Here is a 20,285-nt window from a genome sequence, read left to right on the forward strand (position 1 = left end):
TAGAAGGTATTTTTCCAAAAGTAACTATTTAACAGCATATCTTTCAGAAGCTATTTGTCATAACTCATTCGAATTCTTACCTTCCAAGAAAATATTTTTAACCCTTATGAAACTAACTTCTTTATTATTCCTCGGTCTGATAGGTCTGTCCCTGACCGCCCAACCAGACGTCACCAAAGCATCTGAAGTAATGAAAGGCCTGTCAGAAAAAGAGCAAATGGCCTCTACTTCCCTGGTAAGGAACATTGTCTTTAAAAATATAGGACCCACAGTGATGAGTGGGCGTGTGGTAGACCTTGATGTAAATCCAAATGATCCTACCGAATTCTATGTGGCCTATGCCTCTGGTGGACTATGGCATACTTCCAATAATGGCACCTCTTTTAGCCCGATAATGGATCAGAGTGCAACCCAGAATATTGGAGATATTGCTGTGGACTGGAGAAGTGGCGCGATCTGGGTAGGAACAGGAGAAAACAATAGTTCGCGTTCTTCCTATGCAGGAATAGGCTTGCTGAAATCAACCGATAAAGGAATTACCTGGGAGCAAATGGGATTGCCAGACTCACACCATATCGGACGGATACATATTAATCCATCCAACCCTGATGAAGTGGTGGTAGGTGTCACAGGGCATCTGTATTCTCCTAACCAGGAGCGAGGGGTTTTCAAAACGAAGGACGGAGGTAAGAGCTGGAAAAAAACCCTTTATATTAATTCGGAAACAGGGATTATTGACCTGGCCGTTTCTCCAATCGACTTTAATGTTCAATTTGCTGCTGCCTGGGAGAAAGACCGCAAGGCCTGGAATTTTACGGGTAATGGCCCTGGTTCGGGAATCTACAAAAGCACAGATGCCGGAGAAAGCTGGACATTAGTCTCCACTTCCACCAGTGGTTTTCCCACAGGGGATGGAGTGGGGCGTATTGGCCTGGCCGTATTCGATAATAACATCGTATATGCCGTGCATGACAATCAATACAGACGTCCGAAGTCTGACAAGGAAGAAACATCCGATGAGGGCTTAACAAAAGATGATTTTAAAACGATGTCTGTTGAGGCCTTTCTCAAACTGAAAAATGCCCGACTTGATGATTTTTTAAAGGATAATAACTTCCATGAAAAATATAAGGCTGAGAACGTCAAAGCCATGGTTGAAGACGGTGCTGTACAGCCAAAAGATCTTGCAACCTATCTCGAAGATGCAAACTCACTTCTTTTTGATACTCCGGTAATTGGTGCCGAAGTATACCGCAGTGATGACGGCGGAAAAACCTGGAAGAAACAAAATGAGGATTTTATAGACGATCTTTTCTACAGTTACGGATATTATTTTGCCCAGATCAGGGTTGATAGGAACAATCCGGATAAGATTTACCTGGCGGGGGTGCCGCTTATTGCCTCTTCAAACGCCGGAAAAACATATAAGGCCATCGATGGAGATAATGTCCATGCCGACCATCACGCCCTCTGGATCAATCCGGTTAGGCCCGGCCACCTGATCAACGGGAATGATGGAGGAGTTAACATTTCATACGATGACGGGGCTCACTGGATAAAAAATAACAGTCCGGAAGTAGGTCAGTTTTACGCTATCAACATCGATCATGAAAAGCCCTACAATGTCTATGGCGGACTTCAGGATAACGGTGTTTGGAAAGGACCACACAATGCTTCAGAAAGTAGCCGATGGCATCAGAGCGGGCACTATCCCTGGACTTCTATTATGGGGGGCGACGGGATGCAGATTCAGATAGACAAACGCAATTCCAATATTGTATACACAGGTTTTCAGTTTGGAAACTACTACCGGCTCGATCTCGACAGCGGTAAAAGGAATAAAGTTCAGCCTAAACACGAACTGGGTGAAAAACCCTATAGGTTTAACTGGCAAACTCCTATCCTCTTATCTCCTCACAATCAGGATATCCTATATCTGGGGGGGAATAAACTTCACCGCTCTTTAAATAAGGGTGACGACTGGGAGGCGATCTCTGGTGATTTAACACAAGGTGGGAAGAAAGGGAATGTGGCCTATGGAACCCTGACGACAATTTCCGAATCCCCTTTTAAATTTGGTTTGTTGTATACAGGAAGTGATGATGGTTTGATCTATATGAGCGATAATGCCGGCGGGAGCTGGAATCTGATTTCGAACACACTTCCGAAAGATCTCTGGGTAAGCAGAGTAGCTGCATCCAAACACAAAAAAGAAAGAGTTTACGCCAGTTTGAACGGTTACCGCTGGGATAATTTTGAACCCTTTATTTACATAAGCGAAGACTATGGGAAGACATGGAAAAGTATCGCTTCCAATCTGCCGGCTTCCCCGGTAAATGTAATCCTGGAAGATCCTGCAAATGATCAATTGTTATATGTGGGTACCGACAACGGTCTTTACGTGTCCCTGGATCAGGGCGAAAATTGGGAAGTATTCCAAAATGGGATCCCGAACGTTGCCGTACACGATCTGGTTATCCAGCCTGAAGCTAAACACCTCATTGTCGGAACTCATGGGAGAAGTATTTATAAAGCCGATATTGCCTTGTTACAAGAGATGAGTCCGGATAAAATGTCTGAAGACTTAGTGGTCTTTGATATTCCGGAGATTAAACATTCTACCCGATGGGGAAATAGCTGGAGTTCCTGGTCTGAACCAAATACACCGGGTATTGATATCGCTTTTTACACCAGAAAAAAAGGACCTTTTTCCGCTAAGGTCATGACACAAGACGGAATTGAGGTGAGTGCTTTTACCCTGGATGCAGACAAGGGTTTTAATATCCTCTCCTATGATGTCGCATTTTCGAAACAAGGGAAGTCTGAATATCTGAAGAAATACAAGGTGGAGTTAAAGACCGCAGATGACGGCAAAACATATTTACCCAAAGGAACCTATGATTTACTCATTGAGGGCAATGGTAAAGAAGAAAAAAGATCAATTGTTCTGGAGTAATTCTGAATAAGTTTTCAGGATTTTGTTGAATGAAAATGGCTGAATATCTCTTCATTTGACATTCATCCTTCAACAACTTCTTTTATTGAGAAAAAATTGTTGCCAGTATCGGAAGTATTGTCTGTGAAGTTTGCTATTCAGGGGCCCCTGCCGTAAATTTGTGAATCAAAATCACTAACATAATGAGTAAACTCATCAAGTCTTCCATAGCCAGAAAAGTTGTTATGGCTCTTTCTGGTATTTTTTTGGTTTTATTCCTTGCCTTGCATTTTACGATCAATTTTACATCCGTGATTTCCCCGGAGACCTTTAATGAGTTTTCTCATTTTATGGGATATAATCCTATAGTACAGTTTCTGATGCAGCCTATTTTAATTGCAGGAGTAGTTATACACTTCGTGATGGGCTTTGTATTGGAGATTCAGAATAACAGAGCACGAGGAGTTAAATACGTTCAATACAAGGGGAGTGCCAACGCACCCTGGGTATCGAGAAATATGATTATCTCCGGAGCGGTTGTTCTCGCATTCCTGGGATTGCATTTCTACGATTTCTGGATACACGAAATGGCCTACAAATATGTTGAGGTCAATCCTGAAGATCCTACGAGATATTACGCAGAGACTGTTGAAAAGTTTGCTCCTTTCTGGAGAACCGCATTATATGTGCTTTCCTTCGTCCTTCTCTCTCTCCACCTCTGGCATGGTTTTGCTTCATCATTCCAGACTATGGGAGTCAACAATAAATACACCCCATCGATCACAGCCTTTACCAAAATTTATGCAATAGCTATTCCTCTGGGATTTGCTTTTATTGCATTGTACCATCATTTAAACCCAATAACGCATTAAAATATGGGCATATTAGATTCTAAAGTTCCAAAGGGGCCACTGGCCGAAAAATGGACTAATCATAAAAACACGATTGATCTTGTCAACCCTGCTAACAAACGAAACATTGATGTCATCGTTGTTGGAACAGGTCTTGCAGGGGGATCAGCGGCAGCAACCCTGGCCGAACTTGGGTACAACGTAAAAACATTCTGCTATCAGGATTCACCCCGGCGGGCTCATTCAATCGCAGCCCAGGGAGGTATAAATGCCTCTAAAAATTACCAGGGTGACGGAGATAGTGATTATCGACTTTTCTACGATACTATAAAAGGGGGAGACTACAGATCAAGGGAAGCTAATGTTTACCGCCTTGCTGAAGTTTCGAGCAATATCATAGACCAATGTGTCGCCCAGGGGGTTCCCTTTGCCCGTGAATATGGTGGTCTACTAGACAACCGTTCATTTGGGGGGGTGCTGGTTTCCAGGACTTTTTACGCCAAAGGTCAGACCGGACAGCAATTGTTATTAGGAGCTTATGCTGCCATGAACAGACAAATACAACGCGGCAAGATCCGTTCGTTTACACGACATGAAATGCTCGATCTGGTACTTATTGATGGAAAGGCTAGGGGTATTATTGCAAGGAACCTTGTTACCGGTGAAATAGAAAGACACTCCGCGCATGCAGTAGTCATCGCCTCAGGAGGATATGGAAATCTATTCTTTCTCTCCACCTATTGTATGGGCGCCAACGTAATGGCCGCATGGAGAACACACCGTCGTGGGGCATTTTTTGCCAATCCCTGTTTTACACAAATCCATCCTACCTGTATCCCCGTATCGGGAGAACATCAGTCTAAGCTTACCCTGATGTCCGAATCATTGAGAAATGACGGTCGAATCTGGGTGCCTAAGAAAATGGAAGACGCTAAAGCCATAAGGGAAGGGAAATTAAAGCCCACCGAATTAAAAGAAGAAGACAGAGATTACTATCTGGAACGAAGATACCCTGCCTTTGGAAACCTCGTTCCCAGAGATGTAGCCTCCCGGGCTGCAAAAGAACGTTGTGATGCTGGTTTTGGAGTTAACAAGACAGGAGAAGCTGTGTATCTCGACTTTTCGGCGGCCATTACAAGGTACGGTACGGAAAAAGCGTATACCTCAGGGATGAAAGATCCGGATGCAGACACTGTCCGCCGTTTGGGGGAAGAAGTAATCGAATCTAAATACGGAAACTTGTTCCAGATGTACGAAAAGATCGTAGATCAAAACCCGTATAAAACTCCAATGATGATCTACCCCGCAGTGCATTACACTATGGGCGGACTATGGGTAGATTACAACCTTCAGACCACCATCCCTGGATGTTATTCAATCGGGGAAAGTAATTTTAGTGACCACGGAGCCAACAGGCTGGGAGCATCAGCATTAATGCAGGGTCTGGCTGATGGATACTTTGTCCTTCCTTATACTATAGGAGATTATTTATCACAGGACATCAGAACAGGGAAAATATCTACTGACCTGCCTGAATTTGATGAAGCAGAGAAAGCAGTAAAAGAGAGACTGGAAAAACTGATGTCAGGAAAAGGGCTTCATACGGTAGATTATTATCACAAGAAGCTCGGAAAGATCATGTGGGATAAATGTGGAATGAGTAGAAATGAAAAAGACCTGAAAGATGCCATCAAGGAGATTGCCACCCTTCGGAAAGATTTTTGGGAAAATGTAAAAATAACCGGCGATGTGAATTCCAAAAATCAGGAATTGGAAAAAGCCGGACGGGTAGCAGATTTCCTGGAGATAGGAGAATTATTTGCTAAAGATGCCCTGGAACGTAATGAATCATGCGGTGGGCATTTCAGGGAAGAATATCAGACTCCGGAAGGTGAAGCTCTGCGTGATGATGAAAATTACAAATACGTCGCTGCATGGGAATACAAAGGCGAGCCGAAAGATGCCAAGCTTCATAAAGAGGAGCTGGTTTACGAAAATATTGAATTAAAGACACGTTCTTACAAATAAAAAGCTATGAAAATATATTTGAAGATATGGCGTCAGAAAGACGCGTCCTCCAAAGGAAAAATGGTCAACTATACTATGGACGATATAGAAGGCGATATGTCCTTCCTGGAGATGCTCGATATCCTCAATGAGGAGTTGATCACCAAAGGAGAAGAACCTGTAGAGTTTGATCACGATTGCCGCGAAGGAATATGCGGAACTTGTTCACTGCAAATAAACGGACGTCCTCATGGGCCGGATACCCTTATTACGGTTTGTCAATTGCATATGAGGAGTTTTAAGGATGGAGATACCATAACGATCGAACCTTTCCGGGCAAAGGCATTTCCGGTGATAAAAGACCTGATTGTAGACCGGACTGCCTTCGACAGAATTCAACAAGCGGGAGGATATATTTCCGTTAACACCTCGGGAAATACCGTAGATGCAAATGCCATCCCTATCGAAAAAGAAAATGCGGATGATTCATTTTACGCCGCTACATGTATCGGATGCGGCGCATGTGTTGCTGCATGTAAAAACGCCAGCGCCATGTTGTTTACCTCAGCCAAGGTTTCTCAGTTTGCTCTACTCCCGCAGGGAAGAGTTGAAGCCACAGACAGGGTAATGAATATGGTTAGACAGATGGACCTCGAAGGATTTGGGAATTGCACGAATACAGGTGCTTGTGAAGTTGAATGTCCTAAAGGAATCTCCCTGGAAAATATCGCAAGGATGAATCGTGAATACCTCAGCGCATCCGTTAAAGGATAGAGGAGAAGCATAAAAATAGAGCCCCGACCTTATTAGTCGGGGTTTTTTTATTTAATACCCTACACATTTACTACATTTAGTAGACCATTAATCGCTCCGCATTGGCACAAACTATTCGCTCCAAATTACCCCAGGCTACTTCCTCTATTTTTACCGTTATCGGGAAATTGGCACGTGAGCACAAAGCCCTTAACCTATCGCAGGGCTTTCCGAATTTTCCCGTTGATCCAAAGCTTATCGATCTGGTTGAAGAGGCCATGAGGCAAGGATATAACCAATACGCCCCAATGGAAGGGATCTATTCCCTCAGGGAAGTGATAAGTGAGAAAATATCCCGGCTTTATGGGATGCATTATCATCCCGATAAGGAACTTACCATGGTTGCCGGTGCAACACAGGGAATTTTTACGGCTATCACTGCGGTGGTTCACAAAGGAGATGAAGTGATTGTCTTTAAGCCGGCATACGATTGTTATGAGCCTGCAATAGCCATAAATGGTGGCGTTCCGGTATTTGTTCAGATGAAAGGCAAGGAATTTAAAATCGACTGGGATGAGTTCAGGGCTTGTATAACTTCAAAAACCCGACTTGTAATTATCAATACCCCTCATAATCCGACGGGATCTATTCTCTCGGCCAGCGATATGAAGGAACTCGAGGCCAGTCTTAAAGGTACTGATATCCTGGTGCTGAGTGATGAGGTTTACGAACATATGGTTTTTGATGAGGAACAACACCAAAGCGCATCAAAATATCCCAATCTTTCGGAAAGAACCTTTGTCATGGCTTCTTTTGGAAAAACCTTTCATGTAACCGGTTGGAAAATGGGGTATTGCGCCGCTCCTGAGCGCTTGATGAAGGAATTTCGAAAGGTACATGAATACAATGTCTATGCGATTAATCATCCGATTCAGAAAGCGCTGGCAACCTATCTTGCCGATGCTTCAAATTATTTGCAACTCGATTCGTTTCTTCAGCAAAAAAGAGATCTTTTTATTAAAGCAATTGCTCCTTCCAGATTTTCTTTTTCCCCTGCCAGGGGAACCTACTTTCAGTTGGTAGATTACTCCGCAATTTCTGATGAGAATGATGTGGAATTTGCGAAAAGATTGATCAGTGAAAAAGGGATTGCCAGTATTCCTATCTCCGTATTTAATGTAGATCAACTCGATCAGAAACAATTGCGATTCTGTTTCGCTAAGACAGATGATACACTGATGAAGGCAGCAGAGATCATTAACCAGATATAATTACATCGCCTTTTTCAATAAAGACATAAACTCTTCAATTTTACTCGGTTCAAGCCATCTGGTAACCACAACCAGGTCGTGTTCTTTGTCTACGACAATAAAATTTCCTCCAAATCCGGCAGCATAGTACAAATTTTCAGACCAACCTTCCCATTGTCGATCACCAGCTGTATTTAACCACCAAAGAAATCCGTAATTTGGGTTGGGTACAGAAGGGGATGTGGCTTTCCCTATCCAGGATTCACTGATGAGTTGTTCTCCTTCCCATTGGCCCTTATTGAGAAATAGCAGCCCAAAACGAGCCATATCTTCCGTATTGATAAAGATCCCTCCCCCGGAATGTCCTCCTCCGGTAACTGACTTTACCTGTACTCCATCGACCTCTGTCCAGGCGTTTTCGTATCCAAACCATCTCCAGGTGGTACTGGCTCCTATCTTATCCATTAAATTTTCTTTAAGCACAGCAGGTAGTGATTTTCGCCAAACGTGGGTAAGGCTGTATGCCAAAAGGTTAACGCGAACATCATTGTATTCCATTACCGTTCCTGGTTCGTTCAGTTTTCTGAATTTCCAGTCGTCCAGTCCACCTTCCCTCGGAGGTCGATCTGCCCAATCCTTTCCACCCCATAAACTTCCTGTCCAATCTGAATTCTGTTGTAACAAATGCTCCCAGGTAATTTTAGAATTGTGGTTTCCGTCAAAAGATCCGTCCCAGACGTATTGAGAAACCTTATCTGAGACATCCCTGATAAGACCATGATCTTCGGCTATTCCTGCTACCGTTGACAGGAAACTTTTGGTCACACTAAAGGTCATATCCACTCTTTTTACATCCCCCCAGCTTGCTATCAGATAACCGTTTTTAAGGATCATTCCTGCAGGTCCGCCACGTTTTTTTGTCGGACCCATAATTTCGTGAAATGGTTCCCTTTCAAAACCCTTAAGAATCGCGATTCGAAGGTCTCTTGATCCCGAATACTCATTGTCTTTTGCGAACTGCATAGCTCGACTAAGAGAAGGTTCATCGATCTTGAAGTCTTTAGAGGATCTCGATTCCCATGCTGCATTCCGCTCAGGAAAATACATGGTTTGCTGGGCAGATAAGGAGGTGATAAAACTGAGAACTAAGCAGGTGTAGAAATAGTTTTTCATATGAGTATCGGTCTTATTTACAAGGTAGCTAATTCTAACTTCATGAGCCAATCCATCTGTTTGTCTTTGCCAATGTAATAGGGATGCCTTCCAAATTTCACAAACCCCATGTTTTCATAGAATTTAATGGCCCTTGTATTCTCTTCCCAAACCCCTAACCATATATATTCTTTTCCCGAATCCCGGACTATCTTTACTACTTCTTCGATTATAATTTTTCCAATTCCAAGGTTTTGGAATTCGGCCAAGACATAGATGCGTTCCAGTTCAATGGCCCTGGCATCGAACAAATCTGTTTGTGCTTTTTCACTATTGAGCTTAAAATAACCCGCCAGGGAATTATTTACAAAAACAAAATAAAAGTTACAATGGGGATCCGCTAATTCACTTGCCAACTGCTCTCTCGAAAATGCAGTTGAGAGATAATGTTCAAAATCTTCAGGATTGTTTTGGGCTTCAAAGGCCGTTTTAAAAGTTTTTCTCGAGATCCAAAACAGTTTCTCCAAATCCGTATCAGAACAAGGCCTAATGAGAATATCCATATCCGATTGTAAAGAGGTGAAAGCTAATAAAAAAAGGAGTAAAACCGTTGATTTTACTCCTTTCTTATTCTACGATAGAAGGTATTATAACATAAATAGCTTTTTGGCTAACTGCAAAATACCATGGTAGAAATCATTTCTGTAGACTTGAGTCCTCTCTTCAGAGGGAGCCTGATTTGTCTGAGTGTCCATAGATTTTAGGTTTACGATTAGGTTTGGGGGCTTTCATTTCCAAAAGGCTTCTAAAATAATAATAGAACGAATAAAACCGGCAATAATTGTTGTTAAACTTCGTATAAAAGTTGTGAAAACCTAAAAATAAGAAAGCTACACATCCATTTCGGGTATATCTCCCTTAACAAGAAGATTACCCTCAGTGGCATTTTTAATATCCTCAACCGACACCCCGGGAGCCCTTTCTATCAATTTAAAACCATCGGAAACTACTTCCAGGACCGCAAGATTGGTCACAATCTTTTTAACGCATCCTACGCCGGTAAGAGGGAGGGTACATCGTTTAAGCAATTTTGATTTTCCGGCCTTGTTTGTATGCATCATGGCCACGATAATATTTTCAGCGGAAGCCACGAGATCCATCGCGCCTCCCATTCCCTTCACCATTTTACCAGGTATTTTCCAGTTTGCGATGTCTCCGTTTTCAGCGACTTCCATTGCACCGAGGATTGTAAGGTCAACATGTTTACCTCTGATCATACCAAAACTTAGTGCTGAATCAAAAAAAGAGGCGCCGGGCAGAGTGGTAATAGTCTGTTTCCCTGCATTGATGATGTCTGCGTCTTCTTCTCCCTCAAAAGGGAACGGGCCCATTCCTAACACTCCATTTTCGCTCTGGAATTCTACATTGATGTCGCTTCTCACAAAATTTGCCACCAGGGTAGGGATTCCTATCCCTAGATTAACATAGTAACCATCCTTTACCTCTCTGGCGATTCTTTTGGCTATTCCATTTTTGTCCAGCATCAGCTTCTCGGTCTAACAGTTCTTTGTTCTATTCGCTTCTCGTATTGTTCTCCCTGGAAGATCCTTTGTACAAAAATCCCCGGGATATGAATCTCATTCGGATTAAGTTCTCCTGCAGGAAGCAGCTCTTCAACCTCCGCTACGGTAATTTTTGCCGCGCCACACATATTGGGATTAAAATTTCTAGCGGTTCCTTTAAAAATCAGGTTCCCTGCTTCATCTCCCTTCCATGCTTTTACAAAAGCAAAATCGGCCTGGTAAGCATATTCCAGAACATACATTTTGCCGTTGAACTCTCTTGTTTCCTTCCCTTCTGCCACTTCAGTTCCAAAGCCTGCAGGAGTATATATCGCCGGAAAACCTGCCTGTGCTGCTCTGCATTTTTCTGCCAGTGTCCCCTGTGGGGTTAACTCAACCTCCAGTTCCCCGCTGAGCATTTGCCTTTCAAATTCATCGTTTTCCCCGACGTAGGACGAGATCATTTTTTTAATCTGGTGGTTTTGAAGTAACAACCCCAGCCCGAAATCATCAACTCCGGCGTTATTACTTATACACGTCAGATCCTTTACCCCCTTACGTACCAACTCAGCGATGGCGTTTTCGGGTATGCCGCACAGGCCAAATCCACCGAGCATTAAAGTCATACCGTCCTTTACCCCTTCGAGGGCTTCTTCCGGACTGTTAACTATTTTCGGAATCATATAAAATGCTTTACGATAGTAGGTTAAAAATCGAGATCACCCAGATCATCTTCCAGGTCATCTGTTTCCTCTTTTGTTTCGACAGTTTTGGTACAATCCAAATTGATTGACATGTTTTCAGGGGCTGCAAACTCTTCCTTCGACACACCTAAATCGGGATTTGCGTAGTTCTTTTTCATATACAAGCCCCATATTGGGAGGGCCATGGAAGCCCCTTGTCCGTAGTAAATCGTTTTAAAATGTGTAGCTCGTTCTTCTCCTCCAACCCAAACACCGGTAACCAGGTTAGGGACCATCCCCATAAACCAGCCATCACTATGATTCTGAGTAGTACCTGTTTTCCCAGCAATGGGATTTGTAAACTCATAAGGATAGCCCGTTATGATCTCCTTATAGACGTCCTGGTTCCTGGCAAAACTATGTCTTAATCGTGTTCCCGAACCACCTTCGGTGACCCCTTCAAGCAGGTTGATCATGGCATAGGAAACTTCCTTGCTTAATACATCTTTGGTTTCAGGGACGTATTCATAAAGTACTGTCCCATTTTTATCTTCTATTCGTGTAACCATTACCGGCTTAACATAAACTCCCTGATTGGCAAAAGTTCCATAAGCTCCTACCATTTCATACACATTAAAATCAGGAGTCCCGAGGGCAATAGAAGGAACTTCCGGGATCTCGCGGGTAAGTCCAAGATTACGCACAATAGAGACTACCGGTTTTGGACCCACCTGATCGATTAATTGTGCAGTAACTGAATTTACAGAATTAGCGAGGGAGTGTTTTAGGGTATACATGTTTCCGGAGTATCTCCCATCAGAATTATTCGGGCACCAGGGCTCCGGGTTACCGTGTTTTCCTGCCTCAATACAGTACTGACTATCCGGTAATTCATCACAGGGTGACATCCTCAATTGATCAATAGCAGCTGCGTATACAAAAGGCTTGAAAGTTGAACCTGCCTGCCTTGCTCCCTGTATTACGTTGTCATACTGGAAGTGCTTGTAATTAATTCCTCCCACCCAGGCCTTTACATGTCCCGTTTGTGGTTCCATGGACATCATGGCAGTTCTTAAGATGGTCTTGTAGTACCGGATGGAATCCAAAGGCGTCATTACTGTATCCTTTTCCTGAGTCTCACTATTCCAGTCGAAAACAGTCATTTCCGTTTTCTCATTAAAGGATTGCCTTATTTCTTCTTCCGTCTTTCCTGCGGCTTTCATTTTTCTCCACCGTTCCGAGGTCTTGATCGCCCGCTCCATTATGCGGTTGATCTCCTGCCTTTCTAAATCGAGAAAAGGAGTTGTGGGGTTGCGTTCCGGAGTATTCTGGTTAAAAAACTCTGCCTGAAGGTTTTTCATGTGCTCAGATACGGCCTCTTCGGCATTCTTTTGCATCCTGGAATCTATCGTTGTGTAGACCTTCAATCCATCGAGGTAAATATTCCAGGTATCCCGCTCCCCTTCCTGGGTAACAGGTTTCGGGTTCTTCTTGATCCAGTCGTTAAGATATCCCTGCAGATACATCCTGAAGTATGTAGCCAGGCCTTCGCGGTGTGACTCCGGACTGAAGTTGATGTCCATTTTTAATTGCTGCAAAGAATCTTTTTCTCCTTCGGTGATATAACCGTATTTCTCCATTTGGGAAAGTACCGTATTTCTACGGCCCAGAACTAGTTCTTCCCTTCTGATAGGGTTGTAAAGCGAAGAATTTTTCAACATCCCGACAAGCACAGCAGATTCTTCAGTTTTTAAATCCACGGGTTCCTTCCCGAAATATATGCGGGATGCTGAGCGAATTCCGTCTGCATTGTAACCAAAATCATAGATGTTCATATACATCGCTATGATCTCCTGCTTGGTGTAGTTCCGCTCCAGTCGGGTTGCAATAACCCATTCCTTGATTTTTTGTGTCACCGCCTGAAACAGGTTTTTTGACCGAACACCTACAAAAAGTTGTCGCGCCAATTGCTGGGAAATGGTGCTGGCCCCTCCACGCTGTCCAAGAAAGGCCACTGCCCTTAGGAATCCTATTCCATCAATTCCTGAATGTTCATAATATCTTGCGTCCTCTGTTGCTACCAGCGCATTGACCAGGTTGCGCGGCAAGTCTTCATAAGCCACTGGGGTCCTGTTGTCATCGAGGTAGAATTTTCCAAGGGTAGCCCCATCGGATGAAATGATTTCTGTCGCCAGATTGGTTTGGGGATTTTCGAGTCTTTCAAATGTTGGCATTTCACCAAAAGCACCCCATGCAGCGAGTAAGAAAACAAGAAATACAGCCAGGACACCGCTGAAAAACAGAATCCAGAACCATTTTATAAAAGGAACAAATGAGGTTTTATCAGATTTCTTTCGGGTCTTTGCCATCAGATTAATTGCTTTCTATTTCCAGGCCCACGTCTGTAATTCCTATCAGTTCACCAATTCCTTCCACACTGCCATTTTTTCTCATTGCCTGTTCAATTCGTATAGTATATACGCCTGTAACGGGAAAATTGATGTTTTCCTTATACCAAAGTTTGTTTTCTTTGATACTTCCATATCCTTTTCCCAGCCAGCTACCGTCGGCTTCTGCCATAGCGTACTCCAAAGTATCGATATAAGTTTCCCCCCCTGGATATTCCAGTTCAGTAATCAGATACAGATTACTGTAAGGATAGGTATTGTCATTTCTGATATTGATATACATCTGGTATACCTCATCGGGTTGCAACTCAGGAGTTTCGAACTCTATGATACTGTCCTTGTTCCAAACTCCGTTTTCGAGCGACTGAAAATCTGAATATAGCGGGCCATTCCCACAGCCAAAAAGCAGCAATCCAGTCAGCAGAAGAATCCAGTATGATCTACCCATTTTTTTGTGAAGATTTTGCAGGTTTTCTCCTCTTTTTGTTCTTCTTCCTTCTATTCTTATTCCTGGGACGGTCAAAACGGGTAAGACTGTCCTGACCTACCGTATTTTCAAAAAGTGTGGTTTCCTTTTCCAGATTATCTGAAGCGTACAGCTCAAGACTGGCTACTTTTTCTTTCTTCTTGTTCTTTTCAATGATCTCCAGTACCTGTTCTTTTGTAAGGGTATGCCAGTGAGAAGGGTCATCCTTATACGAAAACCACAGCAGTCCTTTAAAGATATCCGTTTTCTGGCAAAATGCTAATCCTTTTTCAGTGTGCAGCTTGCTGTCCTGTGAAGGAAAATCCTTCAAAGCCTCCAGATACATATCCAGTTCGTAATTCAGACAACACTTTAATTTACCACATTGGCCGGCAAGTTTCTGAGGATTCAGAGAGAGTTGCTGATAACGAGCTGAAGATGTGCTTACCGATCTGAAATCCGTCAACCAGGTGGAACAGCACAATTCTCTGCCGCAGGATCCTATGCCCCCAAGACGTTGTGCCTCTTGCCTGTATCCAATCTGCCTCATTTCAATTCTGATCCCGAACGCTTTGGCCATATCCTTGATCAACTGCCTGAAATCTATGCGCTCATCTGCTGTATAATAGAAAGTAGCCTTAGATCCGTCTCCCTGAAATTCCACATCTGAAATCTTCATTTGCAGACGAAGTAAAATGGCCATCTCACGAGATCTCTTTTTGATCTCATCTTCTTTATCCCGGCATTTCTGCCATTTGTCTATGTCTTTCTGTGTGGCTTTTCGGTAGACTTTTGGAAGTTGATCGTCATTCGCTACCTTCTTCTTTTTCATTTGAATCCGAACCAGTTCCCCAGTTAGAGTTACCATCCCGACATCATGTCCGGATTTTGCCTGAGTTGCTACTATATCTCCTATAGAAAGGGATATATCTTCAGGTACTCTGTAGAATTCCTTTCTGCTATTTTTAAACCTGACCTCAACACAATCAAATGGCTTCTCGCCATTGGGAAGTGACATGTTGGAAAGCCAGTCAAAAACCGTTAATTTATTACAACCATCTGTACCGCAAGTCCCATTGTTCTTGCATCCCCTAGGTTGTCCATCCTTTCCGGTTGAACAACTGCTACAACCCATAATTTTTTATCTTGATTTGGAGAAAAGCCGTAAAGCCCCTGTCCAAAAAGCGTTCGTAATTAATTCTTACAGGTAAAGATACTACTTTTTTAACGTGAAGTAAAAATGGGTTTGACGGTTGCTTCAGGGCTTTTTTTATACAATAAGGCTTCCGATCGTCCCTTTTTAAAAATCTTATTGCTAACAGTCTTTCCTTTCCTGAGTTTTTTCTGTTCTTCCTCCGGTAAGGCATGAATTTCCTTGCATTCTGACGAACAACACTCATCCATTTTCTCAGCACAGGAATCACATTGTATAAACAATAAGTGGCAGGCTTCATTGGCACAATTAACATGTGTGTCACAAGGTTCACCGCATTGATGGCACTGAGCGATTATATCCTCCGTAATGCGCTCTCCCCTGCGATGGTCAAATACAAAATTTTTTCCCAGAAATTTATTTTCCAGCCCCCTGGCTTCTACCTGTCGGGCATAATCAATAATCCCACCCTCTAATTGATAGACATTCTTAAATCCCTTGTGTTTGTAATATGCACTGGCTTTCTCACAACGTATGCCACCGGTACAATACATCACCAGTTTTTTCTCTTCTTTAAACTCGGATAACTCCTGTTCGATGATATCGAGGGAGTCCCTGAATGTGTCTACATCCGGAGTTATGGCATTCTTAAAATGACCGATCTCACTCTCGTAATGATTTCTCATATCCACCAATAGCGTGTCCGGATCTTCAATGAGTTCATTAAAAAGTTCGGCTCCTACGTGTATGCCTTTGTCAGTTACATCAAAAGTGGCGTCATTGAGTCCGTCTGCAACAATCTTTTTTCGCACCTTCACTTTCAATTTAAGGAAGGATTTATTGTCCTGCTCTATTGCGATATTTAATCGAACGTTTTGAAAAAAAATGATACTGTCCAAATGAGCTTTAAAAGCTTGAAAATTTTCTGCCGGAACGGAGAGTTGGGCGTTGATGCCCTCATGGGCTACATAAATCCGGCCCAGCACTTCAAGTGCATCCCAGGCGAGGAACATATGATTTCTAAAAATATGGGGATTCCCTATGTGTGCGTATCGGTAAAAGGAGATGGTAAGCCGCTCTTTCCCGGCCTTTTCAATGAGTACTTCCCTTTCTTTCGCACTTAATGTATTGTACAGTTGCATGCTATACCGCGATTAAGTTGAATGAAAATTAAAAGGCAAAAATACAATTTTTCATCACCCATCAAACAAAAAGGGCCCTGAAAATCAAGGCCCTTAGGGATCACTTTAAGGAAATTTTCTTTTCCATAGAGGATAATACCAGTAAAGTGAACAACAATTAGAAATGTTTTTAAACAAGATGACGAAATAATAAAAAGGTTGCTTTAGTGATTGTGATATGCAAAAAGAAGTGGTATTTTAGTCATCCTTAAAATTTAAAGAAAGAGAAGACATGAGTAGTGAGAAAGAAGCGAAGTTGAAAGCCCTGAAATTAACCCTGGATAAGTTAGATAAAACCTATGGAAAAGGGGCGGTAATGAAGATGGGAGATACTGTGGTTGCCGATGTTGAAGTTATACCTTCGGGTTCACTCGGTCTCGACATTGCTCTAGGGGTGGGAGGATATCCCCGGGGAAGAGTAATAGAAATCTATGGTCCTGAATCTTCTGGAAAAACCACCCTTACTCTTCACGCCATTGCTGAAGCTCAGAAAAACGGAGGTATCGCTGCCTTTATTGACGCAGAACATGCGTTTGACAGGTTTTACGCGCAGAAGTTAGGAGTTGATATAGATAATCTGATTATTTCACAACCCGATCACGGGGAGCAAGCCCTTGAAATAGCCGACAATCTTATCCGTTCGGGAGCTATTGATATAGTGATTATAGATTCTGTCGCTGCCCTGACACCAAAAAGTGAAATTGAAGGGGAAATGGGCGATTCAAAAATGGGATTACATGCCCGACTAATGTCACAGGCGCTGAGGAAGCTTACGGCCTCCATCAGTAAAACTCATTGTACCGTGGTATTTATCAACCAGTTGCGCGAAAAGATAGGTGTGATGTTTGGAAACCCGGAAACGACCACCGGTGGTAACGCCCTTAAATTTTATGCTTCTGTGCGTCTTGATATCAGGAGATCCACTCAGATAAAGGATACTGATGGCAACGTACAGGGAAATAAGACCAGAGTAAAAGTGGTTAAAAATAAAGTAGCCCCACCTTTTAAAACTGCCGAATTCGATATTATGTACGGAGAAGGGATTTCAAAAGTGGGAGAAATCCTCGATCTTGGAGTTGAATTTGAAATCATCAAGAAAAGTGGTTCCTGGTTCAGTTACGGTGATACAAAGCTCGGACAGGGTAGAGATGCCGTTAAAACTCTTCTGCTTGACAATCCTGAATTGCTGGAGGAGTTAGAAGTTAAGATCAAAGATGCTATAACCGCGATTAAGGCATAAAAACCTTCATTTGCTGCATAAAGCAACCCTTCTTACTTATTTTCATCTTAAGAAAAAACTTGTGTTGAGATGAGCTATAAGAAATTCACATTTCTGATTCTTTTTTCCCTTGCCTTTGTCTTCCAGTCTTGTAAACTTGAAGACGACAGTGTCAATTTTAATTTTATCCCTCTCCAAATAGTAAGTGCTGATCTTCCTCAATCTTTTGAACTGAATGAAACTTACGAGATCACGGTGAGGTATCTGCGGCCAAGTGGATGCGTGTTTTTTGAAGGATTTGACATCACAAAAGAAGCGACCACCACCCGTAATGTAGTGGCCATTGGCACAGAATTCTATGAGGATCCCTGTACTCAGGCAATTGAAGAGCTTGAAGCTTCCTTCAATTTCATTTGTCTGTACGATGAAACCTATTTATTCAGGTTCTGGAGTGGGGAGAATGAGAATGGTGAACAACAGTACCTTGAGATAGAAGTGCCCGTGAATTAACGATTTTCAGGGAATTGAAGATCTAAATCTAACCAGCATTTTGAGTTTAAAGAAGCTCATAAATCAATGTAAAAAAGGAGACAGGAAGGCACAAGAACAGCTTTACCGGAAGTATTCCAGTGTCTTATACGGACTTTGTTTGAAGTATTCAAGGAATAAAACTGAAGCAGAAGACAACCTCCACGATAGTTTTATAACGATCTATGATAAAATAGACCAATTTAAGTTCAAGGGATCTTTTGAAGGTTGGTTAAAAAGGATTACCGTGAATACGGTACTCCAGAAGTATCGCAAGGGTCAACATATGAACGTTGTCTCAGACAATCTGAGCGAAGAAGAGGATCTCGATTATGACTATCCGGATGTCCAACTCTCAACACTTCTCCAATACGTACAGGAATTGCCCAACAAATACAGGCTAACATTCAACCTCTATGTTTTAGATGGATATACACACAAAGAAATCAGTGAACTTTTGGGGACTTCTACAGGCACTTCCAAATCAAATTTATCGAGGGCCAAAATGATACTGAAAGAGAAATTAAAGAAAGAAAATATCAATATTGCTTAATACCCGGGCACATGAAAAAGAAAAATATAGAAAAGGTATTCAGGGAAAAACTTCAGGACTTCAGTCAGATACCTGATGAAGTGGTATGGGAAAATATTTCCGCTTCCCTGGATAGTAAACAAAAGAAGCGAAGGGTTCTTCCTATTTGGTGGCAATTAGGTGGTGCCGCGGCATTATTGATCATTGCCTTGTTTGTGTTCCTACCGGGTACTGATTCAGAGCCAGATGTCGAGGAGGTGATTACGAATACTGAATCGAAGAGCAGGACACAGGAAGCGGGACGCGAATTAAATAGCTCATCTGACAATGAATTAAAAGGATCGGACAACTTTGAAGATCCTGACAAAGCTATTGTCGTGTCAACTGAAAAAAGTACTGATGAAACTTCTAAACAGCGAGCTGATTCTCCAGGCGAAGAGGTAAAGCGAGGGATCGACATCATCAATACTTCCAGGGCAAATGAAAAACCCGAAGAATTTCCTATCAGTAAGAACAATTCCGCCCTAATCGCAGAAGCGGATAAGGAAAAAGAGTTGATCAGCCGTGAAAATGCTATGGTTTCTGATGATCCTGACACCTATAGATCCATCGCAGATCAGGCCAAGGGGATATCAGGTGTTGAAAAAGGGGAGTTGCAAGGTGAGGAAAGAGATTCATTTGTCAGCAATACTGTGGGCAAGAAGGAAAAAGAGGAAGTAAAGCCTGAGGAGTTAAATGAGCACAAAAAACAGTCGATTTTAGAGGCCATTGCACAGCAAGAGGAAGAGATTACAGAGGAAATATCAGAAAACAAATGGGAATTGGGCCCGAGGATTGCCCCTGTTTTCTTTAGTTCTCTGGCTCAGGGATCCCCTATTCATTCAAGTTTTAGGGATAATGCAAAATCGGGTAATGTAAACATGAGTTATGGCCTGAATGTTTCTTATGAATTGGGTAAGAAAATCAAAATCAGATCGGGCATACACAAGGTCGATTTTGGTTATGATACCAAAGATGTAACGTTTTCATCCTCCCTTAATGCGAATACAAATGGAATAATCAACAATATAGATTATTCACTGAGTAGTAGAAATCTAGTGGTTCGAAGCAATACCAGAAGTGGTAAACTCCCGACGGAAAATGCGCAGGATGTCGCTGGTCCTGATCCTGCCCTGAACGGGAAAATGGTTCAGGAATTTGGTTATTTAGAAGTGCCACTCGAGTTGTCCTATGAAATTCTCGATAACAAATTCGGACTCAATCTCATTGGCGGCCTAAGTTCTCTTTTTCTGGTCAATAACAGCGTTACACTGGAGGCTGATGGTATCTTAACCGAAATGGGGGAGGCAAATAACCTCAACGATCTTAATCTCAGTACGAATTTTGGGGTTGGTGTATCTTATCGCTTTAATGATAAATTACAATTAAACCTCGAACCCATGTTTAAATATCAGCTCAATACATTTTCCGAAACATCAGGAAATTTTCAGCCATTTAGTATGGGGGTTTATTCAGGCCTGAATTTCAGGTTTTAAGAAGTTGGTTAGGTTGGTTACTGTATCCGCAGTGGCCGCTTCTGCACCCTGCACAAAACAGGGTGCTTTT

17 protein-coding genes are annotated in these 20,285 nt (G+C 42.5%); 9 read left to right on the forward strand and 8 right to left on the reverse strand.

The window, feature by feature from the left end; genetic code table 11:
• The first annotated feature begins 106 nt into the window (after window positions 1–106).
• The 5 genes from AB8P51_RS05715 (at window position 107) to AB8P51_RS05735 (ending at window position 7,817) form a co-directional block, all read left to right on the forward strand.
• A complete protein-coding gene (locus AB8P51_RS05715) occupies window positions 107–2,956 on the forward strand; it encodes a glycosyl hydrolase (protein ID WP_369747826.1) in 2,850 nt (949 codons plus the stop codon).
• A gap of 182 nt (window positions 2,957–3,138) precedes the next feature.
• Window positions 3,139–3,807: a succinate dehydrogenase cytochrome b subunit gene (locus tag AB8P51_RS05720; RefSeq protein ID WP_369747827.1), complete on the forward strand. Its 669-nt coding sequence runs from the start codon at window positions 3,139–3,141 to the stop codon at window positions 3,805–3,807.
• 3 nt (window positions 3,808–3,810) lie between these two features.
• Entirely contained in the window at window positions 3,811–5,814 is a 2,004-nt protein-coding gene (locus AB8P51_RS05725) for a fumarate reductase/succinate dehydrogenase flavoprotein subunit (protein ID WP_369747828.1), read from the forward strand.
• A 6-nt stretch (window positions 5,815–5,820) separates the two neighbouring features.
• A complete protein-coding gene (locus tag AB8P51_RS05730) occupies window positions 5,821–6,567 on the forward strand; it encodes a succinate dehydrogenase/fumarate reductase iron-sulfur subunit (RefSeq protein ID WP_369747829.1) in 747 nt (248 codons plus the stop codon).
• 101 nt (window positions 6,568–6,668) lie between these two features.
• Window positions 6,669–7,817, forward strand: a complete 1,149-nt coding sequence (locus AB8P51_RS05735; protein ID WP_369747830.1) for a methionine aminotransferase — start codon at window positions 6,669–6,671, stop codon at window positions 7,815–7,817.
• On the opposite strand, the gene AB8P51_RS05740 is transcribed toward AB8P51_RS05735, so the two are convergent.
• The 8 genes from AB8P51_RS05740 to AB8P51_RS05775 form a co-directional block, all read right to left on the reverse strand.
• The gene (locus AB8P51_RS05740) at window positions 7,818–8,969 is read right to left on the reverse strand and encodes a serine hydrolase domain-containing protein (protein ID WP_369747831.1); all 1,152 of its coding nucleotides are present in this window, start codon (window positions 8,967–8,969) and stop codon (window positions 7,818–7,820) included.
• A 17-nt stretch (window positions 8,970–8,986) separates the two neighbouring features.
• A complete protein-coding gene (locus tag AB8P51_RS05745; RefSeq protein ID WP_369747832.1) occupies window positions 8,987–9,511 on the reverse strand; it encodes a GNAT family N-acetyltransferase in 525 nt (174 codons plus the stop codon).
• Window positions 9,512–9,838: 327 nt separating this feature from the next.
• A complete protein-coding gene (locus tag AB8P51_RS05750) occupies window positions 9,839–10,492 on the reverse strand; it encodes a 3-oxoacid CoA-transferase subunit B (RefSeq protein WP_369747833.1) in 654 nt (217 codons plus the stop codon).
• Entirely contained in the window at window positions 10,492–11,193 is a 702-nt protein-coding gene (locus tag AB8P51_RS05755) for a CoA transferase subunit A (protein WP_369747834.1), read from the reverse strand. Before AB8P51_RS05755 ends, AB8P51_RS05750 begins: the two co-directional genes overlap by 1 nt.
• A 23-nt stretch (window positions 11,194–11,216) precedes the next feature.
• On the reverse strand, window positions 11,217–13,562 hold the full coding sequence (locus AB8P51_RS05760) for a penicillin-binding protein 1A (RefSeq protein WP_369747835.1): 2,346 nt from the start codon (window positions 13,560–13,562) through the stop codon (window positions 11,217–11,219).
• A 4-nt stretch (window positions 13,563–13,566) separates the two neighbouring features.
• Window positions 13,567–14,049, reverse strand: coding sequence for a gliding motility lipoprotein GldH (locus AB8P51_RS05765; RefSeq protein ID WP_369747836.1), 483 nt, complete (start codon window positions 14,047–14,049; stop codon window positions 13,567–13,569).
• A complete protein-coding gene (locus AB8P51_RS05770) occupies window positions 14,042–15,202 on the reverse strand; it encodes a stage 0 sporulation family protein (RefSeq protein ID WP_369747837.1) in 1,161 nt (386 codons plus the stop codon). Before AB8P51_RS05770 ends, AB8P51_RS05765 begins: the two co-directional genes overlap by 8 nt.
• Before the next feature lie 89 nt (window positions 15,203–15,291).
• Complete coding sequence (locus tag AB8P51_RS05775; protein WP_369747838.1) at window positions 15,292–16,362, reverse strand: rhodanese-related sulfurtransferase; 1,071 nt, start codon at window positions 16,360–16,362, stop codon at window positions 15,292–15,294.
• A 271-nt stretch (window positions 16,363–16,633) separates the two neighbouring features.
• On the opposite strand from AB8P51_RS05775, the gene recA reads away from it, so the two are divergent.
• The 4 genes from recA (at window position 16,634) to AB8P51_RS05795 (ending at window position 20,215) form a co-directional block, all read left to right on the forward strand.
• Window positions 16,634–17,641 (forward strand): recombinase RecA, encoded by a 1,008-nt coding sequence (recA, locus tag AB8P51_RS05780; RefSeq protein ID WP_369747839.1) that lies wholly within the window; start codon window positions 16,634–16,636, stop codon window positions 17,639–17,641.
• 69 nt (window positions 17,642–17,710) lie between these two features.
• The gene (locus AB8P51_RS05785) at window positions 17,711–18,130 is read left to right on the forward strand and encodes a hypothetical protein (RefSeq protein WP_369747840.1); all 420 of its coding nucleotides are present in this window, start codon (window positions 17,711–17,713) and stop codon (window positions 18,128–18,130) included.
• Window positions 18,131–18,170: 40 nt separating this feature from the next.
• Entirely contained in the window at window positions 18,171–18,701 is a 531-nt protein-coding gene (locus AB8P51_RS05790) for an RNA polymerase sigma factor (protein WP_369747842.1), read from the forward strand.
• Between the two features lie 11 nt (window positions 18,702–18,712).
• Complete coding sequence (locus tag AB8P51_RS05795; RefSeq protein WP_369747843.1) at window positions 18,713–20,215, forward strand: outer membrane beta-barrel protein; 1,503 nt, start codon at window positions 18,713–18,715, stop codon at window positions 20,213–20,215.
• Window positions 20,216–20,285 lie beyond the last annotated feature (70 nt).

This window comes from Muriicola sp. SD30 (assembly GCF_041205185.1).
GTDB lineage: Bacteria > Bacteroidota > Bacteroidia > Flavobacteriales > Flavobacteriaceae > Muriicola.

Bases quoted from the DNA above. Each gene is read 5' to 3' on its own strand.
- AB8P51_RS05715 (WP_369747826.1), top strand. From the start codon at position 107: ATGAAACTAACTTCTTTATTATTCCTCGGTCTGATAGGTCTGTCCCTG.
- AB8P51_RS05720 (WP_369747827.1), top strand. From the start codon at position 3,139: ATGAGTAAACTCATCAAGTCTTCCATAGCCAGAAAAGTTGTTATGGCT.
- AB8P51_RS05725 (WP_369747828.1), top strand. From the start codon at position 3,811: ATGGGCATATTAGATTCTAAAGTTCCAAAGGGGCCACTGGCCGAAAAA.
- AB8P51_RS05730 (WP_369747829.1), top strand. From the start codon at position 5,821: ATGAAAATATATTTGAAGATATGGCGTCAGAAAGACGCGTCCTCCAAA.
- AB8P51_RS05740 (WP_369747831.1), bottom strand. From the start codon at position 8,969: ATGAAAAACTATTTCTACACCTGCTTAGTTCTCAGTTTTATCACCTCC.
- AB8P51_RS05745 (WP_369747832.1), bottom strand. From the start codon at position 9,511: ATGGATATTCTCATTAGGCCTTGTTCTGATACGGATTTGGAGAAACTG.
- AB8P51_RS05750 (WP_369747833.1), bottom strand. From the start codon at position 10,492: ATGCTGGACAAAAATGGAATAGCCAAAAGAATCGCCAGAGAGGTAAAG.
- AB8P51_RS05755 (WP_369747834.1), bottom strand. From the start codon at position 11,193: ATGATTCCGAAAATAGTTAACAGTCCGGAAGAAGCCCTCGAAGGGGTA.
- AB8P51_RS05760 (WP_369747835.1), bottom strand. From the start codon at position 13,562: ATGGCAAAGACCCGAAAGAAATCTGATAAAACCTCATTTGTTCCTTTT.
- AB8P51_RS05765 (WP_369747836.1), bottom strand. From the start codon at position 14,049: ATGGGTAGATCATACTGGATTCTTCTGCTGACTGGATTGCTGCTTTTT.
- AB8P51_RS05770 (WP_369747837.1), bottom strand. From the start codon at position 15,202: ATGGGTTGTAGCAGTTGTTCAACCGGAAAGGATGGACAACCTAGGGGA.
- AB8P51_RS05775 (WP_369747838.1), bottom strand. From the start codon at position 16,362: ATGCAACTGTACAATACATTAAGTGCGAAAGAAAGGGAAGTACTCATT.
- recA (WP_369747839.1), top strand. From the start codon at position 16,634: ATGAGTAGTGAGAAAGAAGCGAAGTTGAAAGCCCTGAAATTAACCCTG.
- AB8P51_RS05785 (WP_369747840.1), top strand. From the start codon at position 17,711: ATGAGCTATAAGAAATTCACATTTCTGATTCTTTTTTCCCTTGCCTTT.
- AB8P51_RS05795 (WP_369747843.1), top strand. From the start codon at position 18,713: ATGAAAAAGAAAAATATAGAAAAGGTATTCAGGGAAAAACTTCAGGAC.